Genomic DNA, 23,130 nt, shown 5'->3' on the forward strand with positions numbered 1-23,130 from the left:
CGGCCTCTCCCTTAAGAAGTTATTCTGCGGATGACACCATCGTACTCTCTGGCTTGAACACAGACTGTAAATAGTGCTTAGCCGACAAGTCTCACGGCAAAAGCACTGCAGATTAACGGAATTTCTGCGCAATCGCCCGACCAGTCACCATGGCACGGACAACAGCCTCTTGCGCATGTGGCCAGTCTGCGCACAGCAAACCGACGAACTCTTCTTCAGCGGTCCCGAGGTCAATTTCCCGCGCCGCTTCAATCGCCGCTTCGCCCGCGATGAATTCCGGGAGCGTAAAGCGCGCGAGCCCCCAGCCGTAAGGTTTCCCGCTTTTGGTACGTTTGTACTCAAAGTCGGCAATCACAACCCGGCAGTGCATCTGAAGGCGCGTCAGCGTTGTCTCAAGCCCGGAAACCGATCCGCATTCCTCCGCATAAAGTTCCTTGAGTTCAAGACTTAAGACCGGGTCACCCGGGGAGAGCTGCTCAAGCACCCAGGCTTCCCGGGCGGCCGCCTTGGGATTTGCTGTCTCCGGAATCAGCGCGCGCCTTAAAGCCGCGAACTTCGGGAATTCATCCCGGAATACAAAGCCCGCTTTTTTGTCGAAAAACTTTCCGTACAGACATTCGCCGGTGCGGATCACGGGTCCCTTCCACTCCCAGGGTCCCGGAATATCGGTAAACCAAAGCTCTGAGGGCGTCATGTCCTCAACGGACCAGCCTGCCACCGGATTTCTGAAAAAAGGCAGAAACCGGAAGTGTTCCACGGCTTCGATGAGCGCCTCGGAATCCGTGAGACTGCGGCTTATTTTCTTCGCGTTATGCTTAACCATCTTGCGTACCGTCCTTTTTTCGACGCGTATCGGTTATTTTATGTCTAGTCAACACTTAGAGCAGCCGGCAACATGGCGCGGCTTTCAAAGCCTCATCACAGACCTCTCGGACGCCAATATGGCCCGGGAACTCGCGCACCTCGCGCAGTCAGACTTCCGCGCCCGCTTCCGCTTAAACGCCAAAGACCGGGAAGCGGCGCAGACAAAAGGCGACGCCCTTTTGCGGCAGCACGCGCTTGAGATCATCACCAAGCGCCTTGCCCCCGCCCAAATCGCCAACGACGGACATCAGACGCCGATGAAGGGGCATCCCGTCTTTACCGCCCAGCACGCCACGGCCTGCTGCTGCCGCAACTGTCTCATGAAGTGGCACGGCATTACGCCCGGACACGCGCTCACGGATGCTGAAAAAGCTTTCGCAATCGAACTCATCATCGCCTGGATCAGAGCCGATCTTGCCAAACCCGCTAAGCCCGAGCGCTCCAAAAAGACGAAAAAGGATGTCTCGCCGCAGCCAGAGCTCTTCTGACCGGGCACAAAAAAAAGCCGGACTTTCTGCAAAGACCGGCTTTACCCGCACTTAACGCGTTACCTGCGGCAGCACCGGGGGCTTCACCTTCGGCTTGATTTTCGTGGGATCGGCGTACTTTTCACCCATACGGATCAGAAAGTTTTCAACGCCCGCGCCCGTCCAGTCGGCGTAACCCCGCAAAAAGCCCACGAGGTTACCCTTGCCGTCAAAGAAATAAGCCGTCGGGACCACATCACTCGGAATGATGCGGAAAATAGACTTTTCCGGATCAAGCCACGTCTCAAAACCACGGAACTTATTTTCTTCGAGGAAATCCTTCACGTCGGTCCCCGGTTCATCGATACTCACCGAATAAAAGCGCACCTTGCTCTTGGGGTCGTGATTAAACTTTTTCTGCAGTTCGGTAATCAAAGGAATCGAGCGCAGGCACGGATCGCACCAGCTCGCCCACATATCGAGAATCAAGAGTTTCCCCTTGTAGTCACTGATGGCGTGCTTTTTACCGTCCATGCCTTCAAATGACAGGTTTTCCGCCGGGTGCGCTCCCGCAAGTTCCTTAAAGTCGGTAAACGCAAGCGGCCGGTTTTTGAGCTGATTACCGGTGGAATAGACCGGCGCATCAAAGATAGAAGCCTGTGCCGCACCGATTGCCAAAACACCTGCCAGTGCAATCCAAAGTTTCTTCATAGTGTTCCTCAGGGTCTTTGTTTGTTATTCATTCGTCTGACGACGCCTTTTAAAGCGCCAGAAGGCAGCAGCGCCCGCGGCGGCAAAAAGTACCCAGGGTGCCGCCCATAAAAGAGCCGTGCCGCCCGTTAAAGCCGGGTCGTAGCGGATCTGTTCACCGTAGCGAGCCGTGAAAAACGCGAGGATTTCTTCCCGGGTTTTGCCTTCGGCAAGCTGCTTATAGATTTCGGCCTTCAGTTCCCCGGCAATCGAGCTTTCGCTTTCAAAAAGCGTGTAGTTGGCGCTTGCCGGATCTCTGAGTTCCTTGGAAATCGCAATGGCAAGGTTTCGCCTTTGTCTGCCGGTGTCTTCGGCCCGTGCCGTCATGCACGCGAAAATTCCAGCCGCAAGCACTGTCCGTCGTTTCACTTTTGAGTCTCCTTACGGCGCCGTCCGATATACGCCAGGGGCAGCGAGAGAAGCATCAGAAGCGCCCCCGCCCAAAGCCAGCTCACCAGGGGCTTGATGCTGATTCTCACCAGGTATTCGCCGTTACCGAGTTCGTTACCGAGCGACACATAAATGTCGCGCCAGAGGCCGTGCCGGATCCCTGCCGCCGTCATTTCCATGCCGTTAGTCGTGAAGGTCTGACGCTGGGGCCGCAAGGTAAACTGCACCTCTTCTTTCTCATTCATCACAAGTATCTGCGCTTCTTTTGCGCGGTAGCTGCGGGTGACGACGTCCTTTGTTTCATCGTAGACAAAGATAAGGTCGGCAATGGGTTTTCCGAGCCCCGGCCCCATTCTCAGAAGGTTTTCCGTTTCGTAGTTTGAGGTCCCGGTGGCCCCCGCCATGCTCACCGCAAGCCCTAGATGCGCAATAACGGCAGCAGCGCTGATGCTGCGTTTTGCTGCGGCCCCGAGGGCGGTAGATGCCACCCAGAAGGCCCCTGCAAACCCGAGCACCGTAAGAACCAGGTCTGAGGGCTTAAAAAGGGCGGCGATTGCCGCAGCTGCCGCCAGTGAAAGAACAGCCGCACAGACAGAGAACAGGCGCGGAAGTTTTGCCGCCTGCACCACGCCGATCAAAACGGCCGCGGCAATCGTCATCGGGGCAAAAAAGGCGTTGAAGTAAGGCGCCCCCACGGATATTTTTCCGAGCGCGAAGAGGTCATAAATCAGGGGATAAAGCGTGCCGATCAAGACGCTTGCGGCTGCCGCAATCGTAAGATAAATCCCGGCGGTCACCGTAAAGTAAAAGACGCCGCCCGGGCTGCCTTGAGCCTCTGCCTCATGTTTCGTGAGCCCTTCAATACGTGCGGCATACAGCACAAAAGCAGGCACCAGAAGCACCACGCTCAGAATCAGGAGTGCCGCACCGCGCGCGGGATCGGCGGCAAAGGCATGCACCGACTGAACGATGCCGGAACGGACCATAAAGGAGCCGAAAAGACAGAGCGCAAAGGAAATGAGCGCGAGGAAAACCGTAAGCCGGAATGTCCCGGTTTTCTGAAGAACAAAGGCGTGCAGCATCGCCGTGGTCACAAGCCACGGAATAAAGGACGCATTTTCAACGGGATCCCAGAACCACCAGCCGCCCCAGCCGAGTTCGGTGTAGGCCCACCAGCTGCCCAAAGCGTTGCCTGCGGTGAGAAACGCCCAGGTCACAAAGACAAGCCCTCTGAGGAAACGGCGTCTTGCCGCATCAGCCGAGCCCGTCATCAGAAGCGCCGCCACCACGGCAAACACAATCGTGAGGCCCGCGTATCCTGCAAACAGAAGCGGCGGATGCACGATCATCCCGACGTCCTGCAAAATGGGATTGAGGTCTCTGCCTTCTTTGGGAACGAGCGGCAGAAGCCGCGCAAAAGGGTTTGAAGTAAACAGCGAAAAAAGAGAAAAAGCCGCGAGCACCGCAGAGCTCACCGCCGCGGTTGCGGCTTTCAAAAGGGCGTCTTTGGGCGCGCAAAAAAGTGCCGTTGCCGCAGCCGCCGCAATCATGTCAATCCACAGCAGAAACGACCCTTCGTGACTGCCCCAGAAGGCGGCAAACTTATAGACAGGAGCAAGCGCACTGTTGGAATTCTGCGCAACGTAGGCAACCGAAAAATCATCGGTGAGAAAGCTCACCGTCAGGCAGATGCTTGCCGCAAAAAAAGAGATCACGGCCGAGGTGAGCCCTGCCCGCCAAAAGTCACGGGCAAAGACATTGCCTTTGGCAACACCGTAAAAACAAAAGACGGCCGTGACAAGCGCTGCCGCTGCCGCCGCCGTCAGAAAAAAGAGACCAAGCTCAGGAATCACCGTGTTTCTCCTGCTGCGGCAAGGCTTACGGCCTGCGCGCAAAACGAGCCTTCATTGTGCCCGAAAAGTCCTTCTGCGGCCTTAACACACGTCATTTCTCAGGCTCCTTGCGCGCCCCGGCCTCAGGCCTGACGGCCAGCGCCGCGTAGTCGGTAATCCCCTTGCCGCTGTCAATTGCCAGGCCTGCGGCGATTCTTCTGAGCAGAAACACCACGGGGCTGTCCATCAAAAAGCGCGCTTCCGGATAGAGCCAAAAGAGGCGGTCCAGGGAATCATTGGGCTGGTACGGGGCATCGGCCACACCGTCCCCGTCCAGATCCCAGACGCTGCCCGCACCCCAGTAGTTGCCGCGTCCGTTATCGCTCCAGGTAAGGGGTCTCTTCCCGATATAGCGCACCTGTGTGCGGTTGTCGTCGATGACGTTTCCGAGCACGGTGCTCCCCTCGCCCCCCAGGGCAATGTCAATACCGATGTCGCTTGTCTCAAAGCGGTTGCTGAGAATCCGGTTGACGCCCGCGCCGTAGATAAAAAGGCCCTTACCTTCCGTATTGAGGGCACTTTTGGCCCGCGGGTTGTGCGTGCGTGTCACGGTGTTGTTTTCAACGAGGCACCCGTTGCTTTCATTTAAAAGAATCCCGAACTCCACGGCACGGTCCGTGACGTTGCCGGTAACAACGGAATTTCTGGAACTCATCACCGCAACGCCCCCGATCACGGCTTCGCTTTTGTTTCCCAGCGCCCTGTCGTTTTTGGTGTACATAAAATGCACACCGTACTGCAGGCCCGCAAAGTCATTGTCATTGACCGTGCAGCCGTCGGTGCTTTCCAGGTAAACGCCGTCACGCGTGTAGCGCATGGTGTTGCCGCGGATCACGGCGCCCCCGGTGCTTTTTACGTACACCCCGTCGCCGCGGTCAAGGACGTGTTCGCTCTTTTCGCCCGTGATCACTGAATTCTGAACCGTAAGGCGTGAGACCCCTTCGGCATACACGCCGAACCCGGGGCCTGTGACCGTAACGCCCGTAATCGTGATGTCGTGAGCAAACTTACGGATATGAATACCCGCGTCCTGCGAGAGGATTTCGCGCCCGAACCCGGTGACCGTAAGCCCCGTGAGCTTCACGTCAGAGGCAAGAATCTTAATGGTGCTCCCGGTGCCGCGTCCTCGGATTTCAGCGCCCGTTTCCGCGCGGATATCGACGCTTTTGGCTATCACCCAGGGGCCTTTGTAAACGCCCTTACTAAGGTAGAGGCACCCCCCGCGGGGGACAGAGGAAAGCGCCCGGGAAAGCGCTGTTTCCGGTGTTATGACGGTGCAGACCGTGCCGTCTGCGGCGGTAATTACCGGCGCACTTTGAGCGGACGCCAAGACCGGCAGCATGAGTAACACCGCCGATGCCGCCGCCCGTTTGAGTTTTGCCGGAAAGACCACTGCCGCACCCGAAAAATGATTTGAAAAAGGTACAAAAAAGGCGCCTTTGCACAAACACACTGCACAACCGGCGCCTTACCCGCGTTTCCGCCGTACACCGGAATCTTCCGAGTGTACGGCAAAAACAGTTCTGACACGATGCTCTAGAGCACGAATGTCTGACCGGCGTAGAGGATGAACACACGCAGGCACATCATGCCGCAGATGCTCGCCAGAGCGCCCAGACAGAAGGCACCGGCCGATTTTCCGAAGCTCGCGATCAAGGGCAGGACAAAGCCCACACCGATCACGCCGCACCAGAAAAGCGTGGCCCACGTTCCGGTCGTGAAGGCCGCAGCCGCAAGCTGCTGACCTTCGTTGCCGAGCACCATCGCCATCGCGATCATGAAGATGCAGAAAAGTTCTGCGGCCATGATCGGATATTCGGCGCGGTGCAGCACGTGCATATCGCAGCCTTCATGCTTTTCACCGAAGCACACCACGGCAAACAAACGCGCCGCAGCAGCACCGGCAGAAAGCCCGGAAGCCACAAAAAGCCCCGGCAGCACGGCGGTGTTCATGAGCGGGAAGCGCACCAGTGCGGAAATGAGGAAACCCGTGTAGGCGCAGATCGTAAGCGCCAGGATCAGAACGATCCAGTACAGGGGCTTTCTCACGCCGTCAAAGGCAGCGATGAGGCCCGACAACGCCGGGCAGCACTTCGACCCGAACGCCATGAGCATCAGGATGAAGGTGAGCGGAATGTATGCAATGAGCGCAATCACGCCCAGACTCATCACTGAAGTCAGGTTGTAGTTGATGAGAATGCGCCAGAAGGCGAGAGGCTTGGTAAGGTCAGCCACAAGGCAGACCATGCCGAGCGCGATCGTCACGAAGGCCACCATCGAGGCGGACTTCAGAAGCGGCGTATTTTCATAGTTACCCTTAAACAGGTTCACCAGCAGCGCAATTGCCATTGCACCGCCCGAGATACCTGCCAGGAAGAGATACACGGCAATGGGCCAGGGCCATTGAATGCCGTGGCTTAAGCCGATGGTAAAGTTCAAGCTCGCTTCCATTTCTTACACTCCCAGTTTTACGATCGGGATGTAGCGCAGGACCGGATCAGTGCCCAGTTCAGGCTTGATGCGCACGCTGTCCTTCACCTTCAACAGACGACTCACGTACGATTTCTCGTCGCTTGCGTCGCCGAAAATCAGGGCATCGTACTTGCAGCTTTCCACGCAGCCCGGGGTCTGATTCTTCTTCAGACGGCTGTCGAGGCAGAAGTTGCAGTTGTCGGCTGCCTTGGTCTTTTCATTGATGAAGCGGACGTTGTACGGGCAGGCCACGATACAGTACTTGCAGCCGATGCACTTGTCCGGATTCATCGTCACGATGCCGGTTTCGGGATCGCGGTGCGCTGCGCCCGTCGGACAAACCTTCACGCACGGTGCATCCTGACACTGCTGGCAGGACACACGCACGTAACGGCGGTCGTAGGCGTAGCCGCGCGGTGCGTCTTCCTTCGGGCACTGTGCCGTGCCGTCGGTGCCGCAGGTAAACTGCAGCGCCAGGCGCGACTGGCCTTTCGGTAATTCATTTACTTTGGTGCAGGCGTCCTTGCAGTCGCCGCAGCCCACGCACTTGTTCTGGTCAAAGACCATCACGTACTTGGGCTTACCTTTGGCTGCCGCGCCCGAACCGTTGCTGCTGCACCCGCCTGTCTGAAGCAGGAGCAGTGCGCCGCCTAATCCGGCTCCGGCGAGAAGCTTTCTCCTGTCAATCTTTTCGCTCACGATATTCTCCAAGGGGTATGTATTTTTCTTCAGTTGTTCTTTCACCTGTAACCAGAAAGAAACGTCTGAAAAATACGTCTCCCGCTGATTCGTTTCGTCTTATCGGGTCATCCGGCTGCGGGCGTTGGCGACGGCGTTTTCAAGTGCCGCGCGCTGGCCTGCCGCCGCTCCCGAACGGATCAGAAACTCCCACTCATCGATTGCCATCTGATAGTTCCCGGTAAGAAACGCATCGTTGGCAATCAAAAGCCGGATTTCCACGTTGTAGGGGTTGGCGCGAAGCAGCCTTTCGGTGAGGGCTCTGACTTCCGGGCCGAACCTGCGTCCGTCCCTGTAGTAAAGCGCCTGCGCCTTCAATGACAAGAGTTCCTGCGTTTCGCCGCAGAGGGTGACGGCGGCATCCAGTGTGTCAACCGCATCCTTATAAAGTCCTGCCGCGTAATAAGACTGCGCAAGTTTCATCTGCGCGGCCTCATTTTCCGGATCAGCCTTCACGGCGCGGCGGGCTTCGGTGATGCGGGCAGCAAGCTGCCAGTCCGTAAACTCGTCGACTTCACGGGTGTCCCAGTCCGAAAAACGGCCCAGAACCCCGTAGCCTGCGGCTGAAAGCACAAGGATGGGAACCACCGCAAGTACCGTCAGAACTTTTGCGCGGGCCGCCCCGGGCGTATGTGAAAACCGTACGCCGTAGGCAGTGCACAGCCCCGCCGGCACCAAAGCCGCCAAAGCAAGCACCCACGCCAGTGTTGTCATTGATTCGGTTCCTTTTTGCTTACCCGGTGCGTCTTTTATGTACGCACCCAACGTTTTTCCGTCGGGGTGATGCAAAGCGAGGGAAAAAATCCGAGAGGCATTACATGCCGCTCATTCCCATGCCTTTCATCATGCCCTGATGTCCTTTGACTTTTTCAACCTTGAGCAGCTCAACTTCAAAAATCAGTGTGGATTCCGGAGGAATCTGCGCAATACCGTCTGAGCCGTACGCAAGTTTTGCCGGCATGACAAAACGGTACTTGCTGCCTTCCTTCATGAGCTTTAATCCCTCTTCAAAACCGGGGACCACGCTCATCACGACAAAGCGCTGCGGGCCTCTCTGGGCGGTCGAGTCAAAGACCGTCCCGTCAATGAGCCTGCCTTCGTAATTGACCGTCACAACGTCAGCCGTTGTGGGAAGCGCACCCTTACCCTGCTTGAGCACTTCATACTGAAGACCGGACTCAGTGGTCACGACGCCCTTTTTCTTGGCGTTTTTTTCAAGGTAGGCCTTGCCGTCAGCCGCGTTTTTCGCGCGCGCCTTTTCAACGGCCTTCTCTTCAAGCTTGTTTAAAACATCCTGGCGCTTGTTGAGTTCCTTGATGATGTCGTCGGCTGAAATCTTCGACTTATTCTGCAGCGCATCGTTAAAGCCCTGCAGAACGAGCTTTTTATCAGTCTTTACACCGAGCGCTTCCTGCTTCATGATCTGCGCGGCGATGTAGTTGGCGACAGAAGCCCCCATACTGTAAGACTCACGCTCTTCACTCGTTTTGAGCTCAGCCGCCGTAACGGAGTGAGCCGCAAACGCGAGAATCACGGCGAGTGCAGGCAGGGTTTTCTTAAGGGTCAGCATAATTCAGAGTGTTCCTGTGGTTACGGTGCCGTCCTCACGAGACATTCGTTTCGGACAGTCTTTTTGTTCCGGTTATCAAGAAAAATCACGCGTGTCTTACGGACGTTCCGTGGCGCGGCCCGAAAGTTTCCACCCGTAGATGCCGTCGGGCATCTGGCGGACCTGCGTGTAGCCGAGTCTGATCACCTGACGGGCTGCGTTCTCGCTGCTTTCGCACAGGCGGTTGGCGCAGTAAAAAACCATCGGGGTGTTCTTGTCGGCGGGCAGCAGTTTCTTCCAGTCCTGCACGTTGAAAAACGTTGCCCCCGGGATAAACCCGTCGGCCCAGATTTCCAGCGTGTTGACGTCGTAGAACTTCCAGCCTTTGCTTTTGAGAACTTCCGCCTCGGGGATCGAGATCTGGATGAGGTCTTCCTTATAAACAGGGGCCTCAACCATGGGACCGTCACCGCCGGCAAGCGCTGCTCCGGCAAGGAGCATTCCTGCGGCAAATCCGAGACAGACAAACGTTTTCTTCATGATGTTGTGATTCTTTTCAGTTTCGCCCTAAGCTGCCGCCGGGGGTGTCCCGGCGGCAGCAACCTCAGGGATTTCTTCGCAAGTTACTTCGAAGCAGTCGTCTTCGTCTTCACAAACTCACCCTTGTCGAGGATTGCCTGAGCCTGGTTGACATAGGCCTTGGCCGTTTCCACGCGCTTGGCGAGGTAGTGAGGAGCGTGAACACCCCAGGAACCGTCCTTCTTGATCTGCCGGGCGATTTCTTCAGCCTTGTCGATGAGCATGAGCACTTCGGTCTTGGCTTCGGGGGTGAGCTTCGTGATTTCAAGAAGCTTGTTCACACGGTCGAGGGACTGCGTCACAACCTTGTAGCCGTCCTTAACCGGGTTCTGCCACTTCATGACTTCACCGTAGATGACCTTCTGGTCGGAGTACTGCAGGCCCTTCTCGAGTTCAGACATGAACACGGAGTGGCAGCCCTTGCCTTCGACAACCTGAACTTCAGCGTTGGCGGTACGCGCGCAGCTCCACATCAGGTCGAGGTAGCCGTGGCCTTCTTCGTCCTTAGCCATTCTCCAGCCCTTGGAGTTCGAAGCACGGGACTGACCGGCAGCCGGGTTCATCATCTTGGCGGTCGGATCAACCTTGATGTTCCAGACGTGAGAACGACGCACGGCGTCAAAGCCCGCGAAGTCAGGACGCTGGATGGCCGTGAAGTTTTCGCAGCTCATCGTAAACGGCATATGGCAGCCGATGCAGTCGATCTTCTTGTGGGTGTCGGTCATCGCAACCACGTCAGCCTGATCCTTGTGGCAGTCCTGGCAGGTCTTGCGGATGGCAGGCTTGGTGTAGTAGGACTTCCAGTCGTTGGACGTGATTTCATGCGGATCGTGGCAGGTCACGCAGCGCATGCCCTTTTCGTAGTGCTTGGACATCATGAGCTGAGAGCCTTCCGTACCGCAGGAGGGGCAGGAGCTCTTTGTCTTGATGTTAAAGCCCGTTTCGATCTTCTTCACGCCTTCCTTGGTGGTGACAACGTCTTCTTCAATGAAGTTGGAGCGCTGGTGGCAGCGTTCGCAGTTCGTTTCAAAGCCGTTACTGGCAGCGCCCACCAGGTGGCCGCCCGCACCGTGGCATTCTTCGCAGGCAATACCCTTGGAAATCGTGTGCTTCTGAAGTTCCTTCGGATTGCCGAGAGCCTTGAAGAACTCTTCCTTGTTCTTAAAGTCGAACTTGAAGGAGTGGCAGACTTCGCAGTAGGAGGTTGCCGGCTGGAAGAGGAACTGCTTCTCGAAAGAAGCACCGTAGGAGGTCATACCCCACTGGTGAGAGGCCGAGCCGCCCATTTCCTTCATCGTGGTCGGGAAGTCAGGAATCACCTTCTTGATTTCCTTGGCGCGTTCGGGGCTTAACCAGGAAGCCCAGCCGCGGGAGAACTGGTTGCCGCCGGCAACGATCGTACCCGTGCCGTCACGGAGCAGCCCGCCGCGGACGTGGTAGGAGCCGCGGGCAAGCCAGGCGTCGATGTAGCCGTACTTCGTGCGCGGCGTACCGACCGTGGCGTAGATCACGTCAGGCGTGATGCCGTCGGCAAGAATCGAAGCGTCAGAACCGTAGAGCTTCTTTTTGAGGTCGTTGTTGACTTCGGGGTGTTCGCCCGGGAAGCGGATCGTCTGAGCATGACGGCTTCTCTTCCACTTTTCGTACTGAACCGCGTGGCAGGAGCCGCACTTTTCAGGACCCACGAACTTATTGGGGAAGTCAAGAATCGAGGTCTGAGGCAGACGGTACTGCGAGGCCGACGGACGGGCGCCGGGCTGCAGAGCCGAGTACTTCTTGGCGTTGCCTTCACCGAGGTATTCGGAACCGCGGGTGGAGACCTTGTACATACCGATCACACGGCCTTCTTCAGCGTACTTAAAGAGGGGGTGATGCTTAAAGAGGTAATCAAAAAGTTCTTTTTCCTGGACGATGTAGTCCTGCAGCGTACGCACACCCTTGGTGGGCTCGGTGAGATCAGGGTTGTCCCAGATCTTCTGAGTGGTCGCATTGACATGCGGATTGCCGTCGCCCGGGGCCGGTGCAGCCTGCACTGTACCGACAGCAGCTAAAGCAGCTGTGCAAAACAGAGCGCTGAGCGCTGTTCTGACGGTTGTTGTTTGCATTATGTTTCTCCTTGAGGTTTTCGACAGTTCACTTGTGGTGTACGTGCCAAAAATTGGTCGCACGAATGCCCTTACGGGCCGCACTCCCACAGCGCAGATTACGTGAAGCTGAAATTCCCGGAAAAACTCTTTGTCTTAATGTTGTCTTAATACAACCACTGCTTTTCACCCATTCGCATTTGACTTTTGTCAAAAAATTAAAGTCTCTCGACTCTATATATACGTATTAACCCGATACCATTTCATCTATTTTTCGTTATCCGAAAGAATTAAGCCTGGTTTAAGACAGATGAATGAGAAACATTCTCAACAACCCTTTCAGGCCGCCCCTTTTTGGTGCGGGAAGTACCGTTTCTTAAATATGTAACTAAATGTTAGATCAGGAAAATTTTTACAACACCTGTTATGTTTTTTAAATGCTCCGCCTTTTTCTGTTGCCTGGAAAAACGCGTGTAAAAAAGCCGCCCGATTGTTCGCCGGACGGCTTTTTTGTTTATGCAGGGCTCAAAATATTCAGAACTTACGCCCGCTTTTCAAGAACGGCCACGGCCGGAAGGACCTTGCCTTCCAGAAATTCGAGGAAGGCGCCGCCGCCGGTGGAAATGTAAGAAAGCTTATCGGCCATCTTGTACTTTTCAACGGCAGCGACCGTATCACCGCCCCCGGCAATTGAAAAAGCGCCCTTGGCGGTAGCCGCCGCGACGGCTTTGGCAAGTTCCTCCGTGCCGTGGGCAAAAGGTTCCATTTCAAAGACCCCCACAGGGCCGTTCCAGACCACGGTACCGGCATCTGCGATGAGCTTGGCAATCGCCTGAGCCGACTCAGGACCGACGTCCAGGATCATTTCATCTTCAGCAACGTCTTCGACGCGGCAGGTTCTTCTCGGCGCATCCTCGCTGAAAGCCTTTGCCACCACGACGTCCGTGGGAAGCGGCAGCACCGCGCCTTTTTCCGCGAGCGTTGAGAGCACCTTTTTGCATTCATCGACGAGCTCGGGTTCAGCCAGGGACTTGCCGATGGGTTTTCCGGCCGCAAGAAGGAACGTATTGGCAATACCCCCGCCCACAATGAGGCGATCCACCTTCTGCGCGAGGTTATTGAGAATGGTGAGTTTCGTGGAAACCTTGGAGCCCCCAACAACGGCCGCCAGCGGGTGCTTGGCGTCAGCCACGGCTTTTGTGAGCGCATCGATTTCAGCGGCCATCAGGGGACCGGCGCAGGCAACGGCCGCGAGTTCAGCAACACCCGCTGTGGAGGCCTGGGCGCGGTGCGCGGTACCGAAGGCGTCGTTCACAAACACATCACAGAGCGCCGCATACTTTTTCGCGAGTTCCAGATCGTTTTTCTTTTCACCCTTGTTGCAGCGGCAGTTTTCAAGCATCACCACTTCGCCCGGCTTCACATCAACGCCGTCAAGATAGTTTTTCACAAGGCGGATGGGCTGCCCCACGAGCTCACTCATACGCACAGCCACGCCGGCCAAGCTGTCTTCGGGCTTGAGTTCCCCTTCGGTGGGACGCCCGAGGTGGCTCATGACGAGCACGGCGGCGCCGGCGTCAAGCGCAAGGCGGATTGCCGGGACGCTCGCCACAAGGCGCGCTTCGTTGGTAATACGGCCTTCATCGTCTCTCGGCACATTAAGGTCACTGCGGATCAGAACACGTTTGCCGTTTAAGGCGCCGGCCTTGGCGAGGTTTTCCAAAGTCTTCACATGCATGGAGGATGCTCCCGAAATAAGCTAAAAAAACGGATATTGAAATACGTTGACAAAGAGAATCCGCACTGCCGGTTGTCTCGGTCAATGCGGATTCTTCATAGTGTGACTGCGGCGGTTACTTGGCTGCCATCATGGCAACGGCGTTATCGAGCATACGGCAGGAGAAAGCCCATTCGTTGTCGTACCAGCTCGAGACCTTCACGAGGCGCCCGCCCGAGACCTTCGTAAGCGTCGAATCAAAGACGGAAGAATGCGGGTCGTGATTAAAGTCGGTGGAGACAAGGGGAAGCTCGTTAAAGCCCAAAACACCCTTAAATTTCGGGTTCACCGCGGCATCACGCATGATCTGATTGACGGCTTCCACGCTCGTTTCGGTCTTGGCGATAAAGGTGAGGTCTACAAAACTCACATTGATCGTGGGCACGCGCACTGCGTAGCCGTCCAAAAGACCGTTTAATTCCGGCAGCACAAGACCCACGGCCTTCGCTGCCCCGGTCTTGGTGGGAATCATTGACATGGCGGCCGCACGGGCACGGCGCATGTCCTTGTGGTAGACGTCGGTGACGTTCTGATCGTTCGTGTAGGAGTGAATCGTGGTCATCAGACCGCGCTCGATTCCCACCGTGTCGTTTAACGCCTTTGCCAGGGGCGCAAGGCAGTTGGTGGTGCAGCTTGCGTTGGAGACAACCTGCATGGCAGAGGTGAGGATGCTGTCGTTCACACCGTACACAACCGTGGCGTCAACTTCCTTACCCGGTGCGGAGATGAGCACTTTCTTGGCGCCCTGTTCGATGTGCATCATGGCCTTGTCTTTGTGCGTAAAGGCCCCCGTGCATTCAAGCACCACGTCCACGTCAAGTTCGCCCCACGGAATTTCCTTCGGATCACGGGTAGAGAACATACGGATACGGTCGCCGTTGACGGTCATCCAGTCCGGGCCTTCGGTCTTCACTTCCGCGTCAAAGCGCCCGTGCACCGTGTCGTAGCGCAACAGGTGCGCATTGATTTCATCGTCACCCGGGGTATTCACCGCCACAATCTCAAGGTCACGGCTCTTTCCGTCCTCGTAGTGAGCACGCAGCACATTGCGGCCGATACGTCCGAAACCGTTGATCGCTACACGAATCGTCATTTGTCTTAGTCCTTAAGTGTTGGGGTGAAATGGGTTATTCCTTGCGGCCGGCGAGCGCACGGGCCTTCTTAACAGCGTTTTCAACCGTAAAGCCGAAGTGCGGCCAAAGCACCTTTGCCGGAGCCGACTCGCCGAACGTGTCGATGCCGATCACGTCGCCGTTACCGTGCATGTACTTGTACCAAAGGCCCGTCACACCGGCTTCGATTGCAAGAAGCGGAGTGCCGGCCGGGAAAATGCTTTCGCGGTAGGCCGCGTCCTGACGGTCAAAGACGTCGGCGCAGGGCACCGACACCACGCGCACCTGAATGTTCTGAGCCGTGAGAAGCTTGCGCGCTTCGACGGCAAGCGGAAGTTCAGAGCCCGTCGCCGCAATGATGACTTCGGCCTTACCCGCGCCTGCCGGAGCTTCAGCCGCCACATAGGCGCCGCGGGCAATCGCGTCCGCGTCCACCTCGTCACGCTCTTCGCAGAAGGCCACGGTCTGGCGCGAGAAAATGAGCGCGCTCGGGCCGTCACGGCGTTCAAGCGCCGCGTCCCAGGCCACAATCGATTCAACGGTATCGGCCGGACGCCACACGTCAAAGCCGGGGATGAGTCTTAAGCTCGCCACGTGTTCGATCGACTGATGCGTGGGACCGTCTTCACCGAGGCCGATCGAGTCGTGCGTAAAGACAAAGATCGAACGCAGCTTCATGAGAGACGCCATTCTCAGAGCGTTTCTGGCGTAGTCCGAGAATGTCAGGAACGTTGCGCTGAACGGGATAAAGCCGCCGTAAAGAGCAATGCCGTTCTGAATACCGGCCATGCCGAACTCGCGCACACCGTAGCTGATGTGGCGGCCGAGCATGTTGTCGTGCGTGAGGCGCTCCACCCCCGTCCAGTTGGTGAGGTTCGAGCCCGTGAGGTCGGCGGAGCCGCCGAGGAGTTCCGGCAGCGACGGCGCCAGGGCGTTGAGTGCCTTCTGGCTTGCCTTACGGGTGGCAACGCTTTCCGCGGCGGCCTGAGCATTGCAAAGCGCTTCAAAAACAACGTCATCAAACCCGGCAGGAAGGTCGCCCGCCAGACGTCGCTTAAGTTCAGAGGCCAGTTCCGGATATGCCTTGGCGTAATCGGCAAACATCTTGTTCCAGGCGTCTTCCATCGCCTTACCCGCCGGACGCGCGTCCATTGCGGCGTAAACCGCCTCAGGCACTTCAAAGGGACCGTACTTCCAGCCGAGTTTGGCCTTGGTGGCCGCAATTTCTTCGTCACCCAGGGCTTCACCGTGGGCCTTTGCGGTACCGGCGCGGTTCGGGGACCCGAAGCCGATCACGGTCTTGGCGATAATCAGCGTGGGACGGTGTTCTTCAGCCTTGGCTTCGGCAATCGCCTTATCCATGGCATCGATGTCGTGGCCGTCCACCGGGCCGATCACGTTCCAGCCGTAGGCTTCAAAGCGCTTACGGGTGTCGTCGGCGAACCACCCCTTCACATTGCCGTCAATGGAAATACCGTTGTCATCGTAAATGGCGATGAGTTTGTTAAGCCCCCAGACACCCGCCAGAGAACAGACTTCGTGGCTGATGCCTTCCATCATGCAGCCGTCACCCAAAAACACATAGGTGCGGTTGTCAATCACCGGGAACCCTTCACGGTTAAATTCCGCGGCAAGCATTTTTTCCGCAAGCGCCATACCCACGGCGTTGGCGATACCCTGTCCGAGGGGGCCCGTCGTCGTTTCAACGCCCGGGGTCACGCCCACTTCGGGGTGGCCCGGCGTTTTACTTCCCATCTGACGGAAGTTTTTGATGTCATCCATCGAGAGGTCGTAACCGGTGAGATGCAGCAGCGAATACTGCAGCATCGAGCCGTGGCCGTTGGAAAGGATGAAACGATCGCGGCCGATCCAGTGCGGGTCGGCCGGGTTGTGACGCAGATGCCGCGTCCAGAGAGCTACAGCGATATCGGCCATACCCATGGGCATGCCGGGGTGGCCGCTTTTGGCCTTTTGAACAGCATCAATGGAGAGAGCACGGACGGCGTTGGCCATCATCTGCGCGGAGACGGAATCGGACATAAAGGTCGGATAATTCTGGAAAATTTGAGAAAACTGCATCCTCAACAGATTCCGCGCGCAAGAAGCCTTCCGCTTCTAAGCAGAAAGTCTCAGTCTGCGCGGCACCTGCCTATCTTTGGTATTGTAACAAAGGATGGCCGCGCGCCCGCTTCCGGGCAGGGACTTTTTACGTGCGGCCCGTGACTTTTTCCGGACGTCGTTTTATGGCCGTTGTCGCTCGTTTTTATTCACCTCAGGAAAAACCTTTTGCCGTCGGAGAGCGTGCGCTTTTAAGCGAAAAAGCGCGCCACCACGCAGGACGCGTCATCCGCGCGGTTGCCGGTGACACCGTGGCGCTTTTTGACGGTTCGGGAGAAGTTGCCGCCGGTCCCATTGCCTTTGAAGGCAAGGATGCCTGGATTACGGTTCATAGCATTGAAAGACCGCAGACAGAAAGCCCCGCACACATGACGCTTATCCAGGCGATGGTAAGCAACGAAAAAATCGACTTTATTGTCGAAAAGGCCGTTGAAGCCGGCATTTCGCGCATCATCCTTGTGCCTGCGGCGCGAAGCGTCACCAAACTCGCGGGCGAGCGCCTTGAAAAACGCCTTACCCGCTGGAATGACATTGCAGTCGCTGCCTGTGAGCAGTGCGGCCGCAACGTGGTGCCCGTGATTGAGGCCCTTCCCTCGCTTAATACGGCGCTCACGGACGTTAAGGCGGGCTGCCGCTGGTTTATGCATCCCGGGGAATCAGACGCACTGACGGTCAAGAAGGACTGCCGCAGCTTTGCCTTTGCCGTGGGCCCTGAAGGCGGCTTTTCGCCGGAAGAAATCAAAGCGGCTCAGGAAGCAGGCTGGCAGTGCGCTGTTCTGGGCCCCCGCGTCTTACGTACGGAAACCGCGGCCTTGGCTGCCGCCTGCGCCGTCAATACCCTTTTCGGGGACTACCGCATCAGCACGTCTTAACCTTTCGGACAAGTGCGAGGAAATCACTCCAGGTACCCGGTTTTCCGGCAAGAATCCGGTAGCTCGGGCCGGCTTTCTTTCTGAGCGTCAGAACCTTCGCCCGCTCAACCTCTCCCTCTGCGGCCAGAAGCAACCGGCTCTGTGCCACAAAGACGCGACGCGAATAGCTGCCGTCGCCGCGAAGGTTTGCCGCTCCGACGTAGTACTTGAGCGCTTTTTTCACGGTGCCCTGCTTTGTGAGGTAGTTTGCCAAAATTTCCGCTCCCACGGTCATATTGGCCCGCACGTCAAACAGGGCCTCTTTTCCGCCGTGGTCCTCAAACTTTTTGCCGTGCGCGGGAACGTGCACCTGCATGAGGCCTACGGCACCGGCTTTACTCACCGCGCGCTCGTTAAAGCCGGATTCGACCGAAATAACCGAAAGGATGAGCAGTGGATCAAGGTCAAACTGTTTACCAAGCCGCACGGCTTCGTCCACAATCGTGCGGGCTTCGAGTTTGGACTTATGCCACAGCCCGGCAATGCTATCGGTCAAGCGGATGCTGATGATGTTGATGCGCTCCTCTGTCGTGAGAAACCGCGATGGCGGCTCAACAAGGCGCTCTGCCGCCGAAACTTCTGTTTTTTGAGTCATGACAGGTGCCGGCATCAAAAGAAGTTCAACGCCTCTCATCAGGAGAAAAAGCCCGACGGAGAGCAAAAGGAGCGCCGCAGCGGCTGCAAGCACGGCCTTTTTGCCGAGCCGCTCAAAAAGGGGCAGCGCCTTTTCTTCGGTTTGTCTTAAGTCCGAAAACTGCATCAGACAGCCCGCTCACGGTGCGAGGGACGCCAAACCCAAATCAAAACGGCGATGCCGGTCAAAATGAGCGGCAGTGACAGCCACTGGCCGCGCGAAAGTCCGAGTAACCCCAAACCGAGATAGCTGTCCGGTTCCCGGAAGTACTCGACAAAAAAGCGGGCAACACCGTAGCCGATGCAAAAAAGCGCCGAAACAAACCCGCGGCCGTGGTTTTTGGCCGACGCCCACCAAAGCAGCGCAAAAAGACAGAGCCCCTCAAGCCCCGCTTCGTAAAGCTGCGAAGGATGGCGCGGGATATTGTCCCCGGTCTGCGGAAAGAGCATGGCCCAGGGCAGATCCGGCAAAGCCGCTCTCCCCCAGAGTTCTCCGTTAATAAAGTTACCGATACGGCCCGCAAAAAGTCCGAGCGGCACCAGGGGCGCCGTAAAGTCCGACACGGTCCAGAAACTTTTGCCGCGCGTGCGGGCAAACACAAGCATCGCGATGATGCAGCCGATCATGCCGCCGTGCGCGCTCATGCCGCCCTGCCAGACCTTAAAGACGTCCAGGGGATGCGAAGTAAACCAGGCCGGCTGATAAAAGAGGCAAAACCCCAGGCGCCCGCCCAGCACCACGCCGAGCACCCCGTAAAAGAGAAGATCCTCAAGGTCAGCCTTTGTCATGCCGCGCCAGGCGTCCTCTGCCCTTCTGCGCCCGAGAATGAGAAAAAGCGCAAATCCCACCAAATACATGATGCCGTACCAGTGCACGGCCACGGGCCCCAACTGAACGGCCACGGGATCAAACTGCGGATGAATAAGCATGGTGTCGGCAAAAAGCGGTGAAATATCAGATGCGGGCGCAACAATACAGCATCAGCCTGATATGAGGCTTTTGCGGCCGGTCAAAAAAAGCGCCGCCCGCAGACACAACGGCCGCAGACAGCGCTTCCTGATTCACAGAATTTCCCGCAGGAAGCCCGGGACTTGAGCCCCGGGAGGAATGCGGGCTTTCGATTTTTTTTAATCTTGTCCCAAACGCAGCCAAACCATGCACATAGTTTTCGCTTAAGGTACAGCGAGGCACTGCGCACACATACGTCTCTGCATTTTTTCTTCTCCTTTGATGTTGCCGATTCCGCCGGACACGACCGGCCGGAAACGACTATGTCCGATTTTCAGACCTTTTTCGAACTTTGTGCACAATTTCCTGCACCGGCTGAGAAAAAAGAGCCTTTCAGGAAAAAGACCCGGACGACCTTTTCTCACTGTCATCAGGCGCTTAACCGGGAACCTCCCCCGCAAAAAAAACACTTTTCCACTTCCCGCTCCCGCGCTAAAATCCCGTTTTCTTTCTGCCGAAGCTTCTGTTTCAGACAACAAAGTCCTCACGGACCACTACAAAGAGCCGGGCTTACGGCAGGCGTTTCAGGTTAATTACAAAAGGGTCGAACTCATGTCCGGTCATTCCAAATGGGCCAATATTCAGCATCGTAAAGGCCGTCAGGACGCCAAGCGCTCCAATCTCTGGACCAAACTGGTCCGTGAAATCATTGTTGCAGCCCGTGTGGGCGGCGGCGGAGACCCCGACATGAATTCCCGCCTGCGCCTTGCGGTCTTAAAGGCCCGTGAAGGCAATGTGCCCAAGGACACGATCAACAATGCCATTCTGAAGGGCACGGGTCAGCTTGAAGGCGTGAGCTACGAAGAAGTCCGCTACGAAGGCTACGGCATCGGCGGCGCGAGCCTTATCATCGACTGCACGACCGACAACCGCACCCGTACGGTGGCTGACGTCCGTCACATCCTTTCCAAGCACGGCGGAAACCTCGGCACCGAAGGCTCCGTTTCCTTCCAGTTCAAGCACTGCGGCGAATTCCTCTTTGCCCCGGGCACGGACGAAGACAAGGTTATGGAAACGGCTCTGGAAGCCGGTGCCGACGACGTGATGACCGCCGAAGACGGCTCGATTGAAGTGCTCTGCGACCCCGCGGCTTTTGATGCGGTTGCCAAGGCCTTTGAAACGGCCGGACTCACCCCGGTTGCCTCCGACGTCACGATGAAGCCCTTAAACGAAGTGGAATTAAAGGGCGAAGACGCCGAGAAGATGCGCCGCCTCATTGACGCACTCGAAGATCTCGACGACGTGAGCCACGTCTACACGAGCGCCGTTTTTGAAGACGAACCGGCCGAATAACCGGTTTGTTTTGCTGAAAAAGGCGACGCCTCAAAACTACGGAGCGCCGCCTTTTTTGTATCATCACTTATTGAGTTTCTTTTTTCCCTATCGGAGATAACCCATGAAAGTTCTCGTTGTCGGCAGCGGCGGCCGCGAACACGCCCTCGCCTGGCGTCTTTCTCTGGCTGACAGTGTGGATGCCGTTTTTGCCGCGCCCGGCAATCCCGGCACAGCCGCTGAAAAAGGCATCACCAATGTGGCGGTGACCGACATCGCGGAACTTGCGGCCTTTGCCAAAAAAGAAGGGATTGACCTCACGGTCGTGGGCCCGGAAGCGCCGCTCGCGAAGGGCCTCGTGAACGTTTTCCGCGCCGAAGGTCTTGCCGTTTTCGGCCCCACCAAGGAAGCCGCGCAGCTTGAAAGCAGCAAGGACTTTGCCAAGGCCTTCATGAAGCGCCACGGCATTCCCACAGCCGACTACGAAACGTTTTCCGACCCGGCCGCGGCCCACGACTACATCCGCCGCAAGGGCGCTCCGATTGTGATCAAGGCCGACGGCCTGGCGGCCGGCAAGGGCGTTGTGGTCGCGATGGACGAAGAAACCGCGCACGCTGCCGTTGACGACATGCTCGAAGGCCACAAGTTTGGTGCCGCTGGCGCGCGCGTCGTGATTGAAGACTACTTGGCCGGTGAAGAAGCCAGCTTCATCGTGATGAGTGACGGCGTGCACGTTCTGCCGCTTGCCACAAGCCAGGACCACAAGCGCCTTTTGGACGCAGACCAAGGCCCCAACACGGGCGGCATGGGCGCCTACAGCCCGGCTCCCGTCGTCACCCCTGAAATTCACGCCAAGGTGATGCGGGAAATCATCGAACCCACAATCCGCGGCATGGCCGCCGACGGCATTCCCTTTACAGGGTTTCTTTATGCCGGTCTCATGATCAGTAAGGCAGCTGACGGTACGCCCACCGTGAAGACCCTGGAATTTAACTGCCGTATGGGCGACCCCGAAACGCAGCCTATCATGAGCCGCATCACCGGGGACTTTGCCAAGGTTCTCAAGGCCGCCTGCGACGGGAAGTTAAACGAAGCCGAACTCACCTGGGACAACCGCAGTGCCCTGGGGGTGGTGATTGCCGCCCGCGGCTATCCGGAACATCCGGAAAAAGGCGCCGTGATCACGGACCTTCCCTGTAACGACGCCGATCATCACCTCTTTCATGCCGGTACGGCGAAAAACGCCAAGGGTGAGCTTGTCGTCGCGGGCGGCCGCGTTCTGTGCGCCGTGGGCTTGGGCGACACGCTTCAGAAAGCGCATGACGCCGCCTATGAAGCTGCGCGGGAAGTGCGCTTTGACGGCATGCAGATGCGCAGTGACATCGGCTTCCGGGCGCTCGGCAAGTAAGATAATCCGCGCGGGAGTGTTTAACCGAAATACTCCCGCGGCATACACCGGTTATGTCAGTCACCTATCCGCGCGGTATCGGCCTTTTGGGCGGTACCTTTGATCCGATCCACAACGGGCATCTGGCACTGGCCCGTGAGGCACTGCGCACATTAAGGCTGCAGCGCATTGAGCTGCTTGTGGCCTCTGCGCCCTGGCAGAAAAATGTGCTCACGCCCGTGGATCTGAGGGTTCGGATGGCCGAAGACGCCCTGGCGCACGAAGCCCATATGCGCATCAACCTCACCGAGGTTTTAAGGGACGGCGCCACCTACACGATCGACACGCTCAAGGTTCTCAGAGATGAGCTCGGCCCCTCTGAGCCCCTCGTGCTGATCATCGGGTGCGATCAGTGGGCGAACTTTCATACCTGGAAGCACTGGCGCGACTTCACTGACTACTGCTCTGTTGCCGTGTGCCGCAGAGGCGGCGAAAACGCGGAGGCTGTTGCGGAAGTCTTACGCTGGGCCGAACATAAAGCGGTTGCCCCGGAACTTATCCGCAATTACGCCTGCGGAAAAATCACCCGCTTTTCGATGGTGCCGCATCTGGCCAACTCCTCCGCTATCCGCGCGACCTTTGCCCGTTTTCCCCGCACCGAAGCCTTAAAGCGCCTGCAGCATTGGCTTCCCGCCCCTGTTGCCGTTACGATTGCGCAAAAGAAAATCTACTGATGCCGCCCGGTGAGGACGGCCTTTACACTCTTCTCATGGATAACAACGCTTTAGTTCAACTCATTGTCGATGCGCTTGACGACGTCAAGGGGCAGGACATCCGCGTCTACGACACCACTGACAAAACAAGCGCCTTTGAGCGCGTCATCGTGGTCTCGGGCACGAGTAACCGTCAGACCCGGGCGCTTGCAATTTCGGCTGCGCGCGCCGTGAAAACGGCGGGCCTTCCCGTTCACGGGATCGAGGGTCTGGAAACAGGCGAATGGGTGCTCGTGGACTGCGGCAGCGTCATTGTGCACTGCATGCAGCCTGCGGTCCGGGACTATTACAACCTTGCGGAACTCTGGGGCCCCACTCCCATGAAGCGTCCCGCTGAACCCGCTTAAACCGCC

At 57.3% G+C, this 23,130-nt stretch carries 22 protein-coding genes; 6 read left to right on the forward strand and 16 right to left on the reverse strand.

Annotated features, from left to right (window positions below):
* Positions 1-112: 112 nt before the first annotated feature.
* Entirely contained in the window at positions 113-823 is a 711-nt protein-coding gene (locus tag NXF97_RS03775) for an AlkZ-related protein (protein WP_274956516.1), read from the reverse strand.
* Positions 824-863: 40 nt separating this feature from the next.
* Between NXF97_RS03775 and NXF97_RS03780 the strand changes: the two genes are divergently transcribed.
* Positions 864-1,352: a DUF4186 domain-containing protein gene (locus NXF97_RS03780; protein ID WP_274956517.1), complete on the forward strand. Its 489-nt coding sequence runs from the start codon at positions 864-866 to the stop codon at positions 1,350-1,352.
* Positions 1,353-1,403: 51 nt separating this feature from the next.
* Here the strand turns inward: NXF97_RS03780 and NXF97_RS03785 are convergent, their stop codons facing one another.
* The 13 genes from NXF97_RS03785 to tkt form a co-directional block, all read right to left on the reverse strand.
* Positions 1,404-2,042 (reverse strand): TlpA family protein disulfide reductase, encoded by a 639-nt coding sequence (locus NXF97_RS03785; protein ID WP_274956518.1) that lies wholly within the window; start codon positions 2,040-2,042, stop codon positions 1,404-1,406.
* 24 nt (positions 2,043-2,066) lie between these two features.
* Positions 2,067-2,450: a cytochrome c-type biogenesis protein gene (locus NXF97_RS03790; protein ID WP_022373270.1), complete on the reverse strand. Its 384-nt coding sequence runs from the start codon at positions 2,448-2,450 to the stop codon at positions 2,067-2,069.
* Entirely contained in the window at positions 2,447-4,324 is a 1,878-nt protein-coding gene (locus tag NXF97_RS03795) for a heme lyase CcmF/NrfE family subunit (protein ID WP_274956519.1), read from the reverse strand. Before NXF97_RS03795 ends, NXF97_RS03790 begins: the two co-directional genes overlap by 4 nt.
* Before the next feature lie 91 nt (positions 4,325-4,415).
* Positions 4,416-5,705: a nitrous oxide reductase family maturation protein NosD gene (nosD, locus tag NXF97_RS03800; protein WP_274956520.1), complete on the reverse strand. Its 1,290-nt coding sequence runs from the start codon at positions 5,703-5,705 to the stop codon at positions 4,416-4,418.
* Between the two features lie 194 nt (positions 5,706-5,899).
* A complete protein-coding gene (gene nrfD / locus NXF97_RS03805) occupies positions 5,900-6,814 on the reverse strand; it encodes an NrfD/PsrC family molybdoenzyme membrane anchor subunit (RefSeq protein ID WP_274956521.1) in 915 nt (304 codons plus the stop codon).
* A gap of 3 nt (positions 6,815-6,817) precedes the next feature.
* The gene (locus tag NXF97_RS03810; RefSeq protein WP_022373265.1) at positions 6,818-7,534 is read right to left on the reverse strand and encodes a 4Fe-4S dicluster domain-containing protein; all 717 of its coding nucleotides are present in this window, start codon (positions 7,532-7,534) and stop codon (positions 6,818-6,820) included.
* 99 nt (positions 7,535-7,633) lie between these two features.
* Positions 7,634-8,287 carry a tetratricopeptide repeat protein gene (locus NXF97_RS03815; protein ID WP_274956522.1) on the reverse strand — a complete coding sequence of 218 codons (654 nt, stop codon included), beginning with the start codon at positions 8,285-8,287 and terminating at the stop codon, positions 7,634-7,636.
* A gap of 100 nt (positions 8,288-8,387) precedes the next feature.
* On the reverse strand, positions 8,388-9,143 hold the full coding sequence (locus tag NXF97_RS03820) for an FKBP-type peptidyl-prolyl cis-trans isomerase (protein ID WP_274956523.1): 756 nt from the start codon (positions 9,141-9,143) through the stop codon (positions 8,388-8,390).
* Positions 9,144-9,239: 96 nt separating this feature from the next.
* Positions 9,240-9,662, reverse strand: a complete 423-nt coding sequence (locus NXF97_RS03825; protein ID WP_074009850.1) for a rhodanese-like domain-containing protein — start codon at positions 9,660-9,662, stop codon at positions 9,240-9,242.
* An 83-nt stretch (positions 9,663-9,745) separates the two neighbouring features.
* On the reverse strand, positions 9,746-11,806 hold the full coding sequence (locus NXF97_RS03830) for a cytochrome c3 family protein (RefSeq protein WP_074009849.1): 2,061 nt from the start codon (positions 11,804-11,806) through the stop codon (positions 9,746-9,748).
* A 520-nt stretch (positions 11,807-12,326) separates the two neighbouring features.
* Positions 12,327-13,523: a phosphoglycerate kinase gene (locus NXF97_RS03835; RefSeq protein WP_274956524.1), complete on the reverse strand. Its 1,197-nt coding sequence runs from the start codon at positions 13,521-13,523 to the stop codon at positions 12,327-12,329.
* A 115-nt stretch (positions 13,524-13,638) separates the two neighbouring features.
* Positions 13,639-14,655, reverse strand: coding sequence for a type I glyceraldehyde-3-phosphate dehydrogenase (gap, locus tag NXF97_RS03840; RefSeq protein WP_274956525.1), 1,017 nt, complete (start codon positions 14,653-14,655; stop codon positions 13,639-13,641).
* A gap of 34 nt (positions 14,656-14,689) precedes the next feature.
* Positions 14,690-16,714, reverse strand: coding sequence for a transketolase (gene tkt / locus NXF97_RS03845; protein ID WP_288559350.1), 2,025 nt, complete (start codon positions 16,712-16,714; stop codon positions 14,690-14,692).
* 203 nt (positions 16,715-16,917) lie between these two features.
* On the opposite strand from tkt, the gene NXF97_RS03850 reads away from it, so the two are divergent.
* On the forward strand, positions 16,918-17,664 hold the full coding sequence (locus tag NXF97_RS03850) for a 16S rRNA (uracil(1498)-N(3))-methyltransferase (protein ID WP_274956526.1): 747 nt from the start codon (positions 16,918-16,920) through the stop codon (positions 17,662-17,664).
* Here NXF97_RS03850 and NXF97_RS03855 read toward each other — a convergent pair.
* On the reverse strand, positions 17,651-18,463 hold the full coding sequence (locus tag NXF97_RS03855) for a transglycosylase SLT domain-containing protein (RefSeq protein WP_274956527.1): 813 nt from the start codon (positions 18,461-18,463) through the stop codon (positions 17,651-17,653). The two genes, NXF97_RS03850 and NXF97_RS03855, sit on opposite strands and share 14 nt — an antisense overlap.
* Positions 18,463-19,266: a prolipoprotein diacylglyceryl transferase gene (gene lgt, locus NXF97_RS03860; RefSeq protein ID WP_274956528.1), complete on the reverse strand. Its 804-nt coding sequence runs from the start codon at positions 19,264-19,266 to the stop codon at positions 18,463-18,465. Before lgt ends, NXF97_RS03855 begins: the two co-directional genes overlap by 1 nt.
* Positions 19,267-19,897: 631 nt before the next feature.
* Here lgt and NXF97_RS03865 point away from each other — a divergent pair.
* The 4 genes from NXF97_RS03865 to rsfS all read left to right on the forward strand — a co-directional run bounded on the left by NXF97_RS03865 (position 19,898) and on the right by rsfS (position 23,124).
* Positions 19,898-20,638, forward strand: a complete 741-nt coding sequence (locus tag NXF97_RS03865) for a YebC/PmpR family DNA-binding transcriptional regulator (protein ID WP_274956529.1) — start codon at positions 19,898-19,900, stop codon at positions 20,636-20,638.
* Positions 20,639-20,741: 103 nt separating this feature from the next.
* On the forward strand, positions 20,742-22,025 hold the full coding sequence (gene purD, locus NXF97_RS03870) for a phosphoribosylamine--glycine ligase (protein WP_022373253.1): 1,284 nt from the start codon (positions 20,742-20,744) through the stop codon (positions 22,023-22,025).
* Between the two features lie 53 nt (positions 22,026-22,078).
* A complete protein-coding gene (nadD, locus tag NXF97_RS03875; RefSeq protein WP_274956530.1) occupies positions 22,079-22,738 on the forward strand; it encodes a nicotinate (nicotinamide) nucleotide adenylyltransferase in 660 nt (219 codons plus the stop codon).
* Positions 22,738-23,124, forward strand: a complete 387-nt coding sequence (gene rsfS, locus NXF97_RS03880; RefSeq protein WP_022373251.1) for a ribosome silencing factor — start codon at positions 22,738-22,740, stop codon at positions 23,122-23,124. Before nadD ends, rsfS begins: the two co-directional genes overlap by 1 nt.
* Positions 23,125-23,130: the final 6 nt, after the last annotated feature.

Source organism: Duodenibacillus massiliensis (assembly GCF_928721995.1).
Classification (GTDB): domain Bacteria; phylum Pseudomonadota; class Gammaproteobacteria; order Burkholderiales; family Burkholderiaceae_F; genus Duodenibacillus; species Duodenibacillus massiliensis.

Bases quoted from the DNA above. Each gene is read 5' to 3' on its own strand.
- tkt (WP_288559350.1), bottom strand. From the start codon at position 16,714: ATGTCCGATTCCGTCTCCGCGCAGATGATGGCCAACGCCGTCCGTGCT.
- NXF97_RS03855 (WP_274956527.1), bottom strand. From the start codon at position 18,463: ATGCAGTTTTCGGACTTAAGACAAACCGAAGAAAAGGCGCTGCCCCTT.
- NXF97_RS03865 (WP_274956529.1), top strand. From the start codon at position 19,898: ATGTCCGGTCATTCCAAATGGGCCAATATTCAGCATCGTAAAGGCCGT.
- NXF97_RS03815 (WP_274956522.1), bottom strand. From the start codon at position 8,287: ATGACAACACTGGCGTGGGTGCTTGCTTTGGCGGCTTTGGTGCCGGCG.
- gap (WP_274956525.1), bottom strand. From the start codon at position 14,655: ATGACGATTCGTGTAGCGATCAACGGTTTCGGACGTATCGGCCGCAAT.
- lgt (WP_274956528.1), bottom strand. From the start codon at position 19,266: ATGCTTATTCATCCGCAGTTTGATCCCGTGGCCGTTCAGTTGGGGCCC.
- purD (WP_022373253.1), top strand. From the start codon at position 20,742: ATGAAAGTTCTCGTTGTCGGCAGCGGCGGCCGCGAACACGCCCTCGCC.
- NXF97_RS03820 (WP_274956523.1), bottom strand. From the start codon at position 9,143: ATGCTGACCCTTAAGAAAACCCTGCCTGCACTCGCCGTGATTCTCGCG.
- NXF97_RS03825 (WP_074009850.1), bottom strand. From the start codon at position 9,662: ATGAAGAAAACGTTTGTCTGTCTCGGATTTGCCGCAGGAATGCTCCTT.
- nosD (WP_274956520.1), bottom strand. From the start codon at position 5,705: ATGCTGCCGGTCTTGGCGTCCGCTCAAAGTGCGCCGGTAATTACCGCC.
- NXF97_RS03775 (WP_274956516.1), bottom strand. From the start codon at position 823: ATGGTTAAGCATAACGCGAAGAAAATAAGCCGCAGTCTCACGGATTCC.
- NXF97_RS03835 (WP_274956524.1), bottom strand. From the start codon at position 13,523: ATGCATGTGAAGACTTTGGAAAACCTCGCCAAGGCCGGCGCCTTAAAC.
- rsfS (WP_022373251.1), top strand. From the start codon at position 22,738: ATGCCGCCCGGTGAGGACGGCCTTTACACTCTTCTCATGGATAACAAC.
- NXF97_RS03850 (WP_274956526.1), top strand. From the start codon at position 16,918: ATGGCCGTTGTCGCTCGTTTTTATTCACCTCAGGAAAAACCTTTTGCC.
- NXF97_RS03780 (WP_274956517.1), top strand. From the start codon at position 864: ATGTCTAGTCAACACTTAGAGCAGCCGGCAACATGGCGCGGCTTTCAA.
- nrfD (WP_274956521.1), bottom strand. From the start codon at position 6,814: ATGGAAGCGAGCTTGAACTTTACCATCGGCTTAAGCCACGGCATTCAA.
- NXF97_RS03785 (WP_274956518.1), bottom strand. From the start codon at position 2,042: ATGAAGAAACTTTGGATTGCACTGGCAGGTGTTTTGGCAATCGGTGCG.
- nadD (WP_274956530.1), top strand. From the start codon at position 22,079: ATGTCAGTCACCTATCCGCGCGGTATCGGCCTTTTGGGCGGTACCTTT.
- NXF97_RS03830 (WP_074009849.1), bottom strand. From the start codon at position 11,806: ATGCAAACAACAACCGTCAGAACAGCGCTCAGCGCTCTGTTTTGCACA.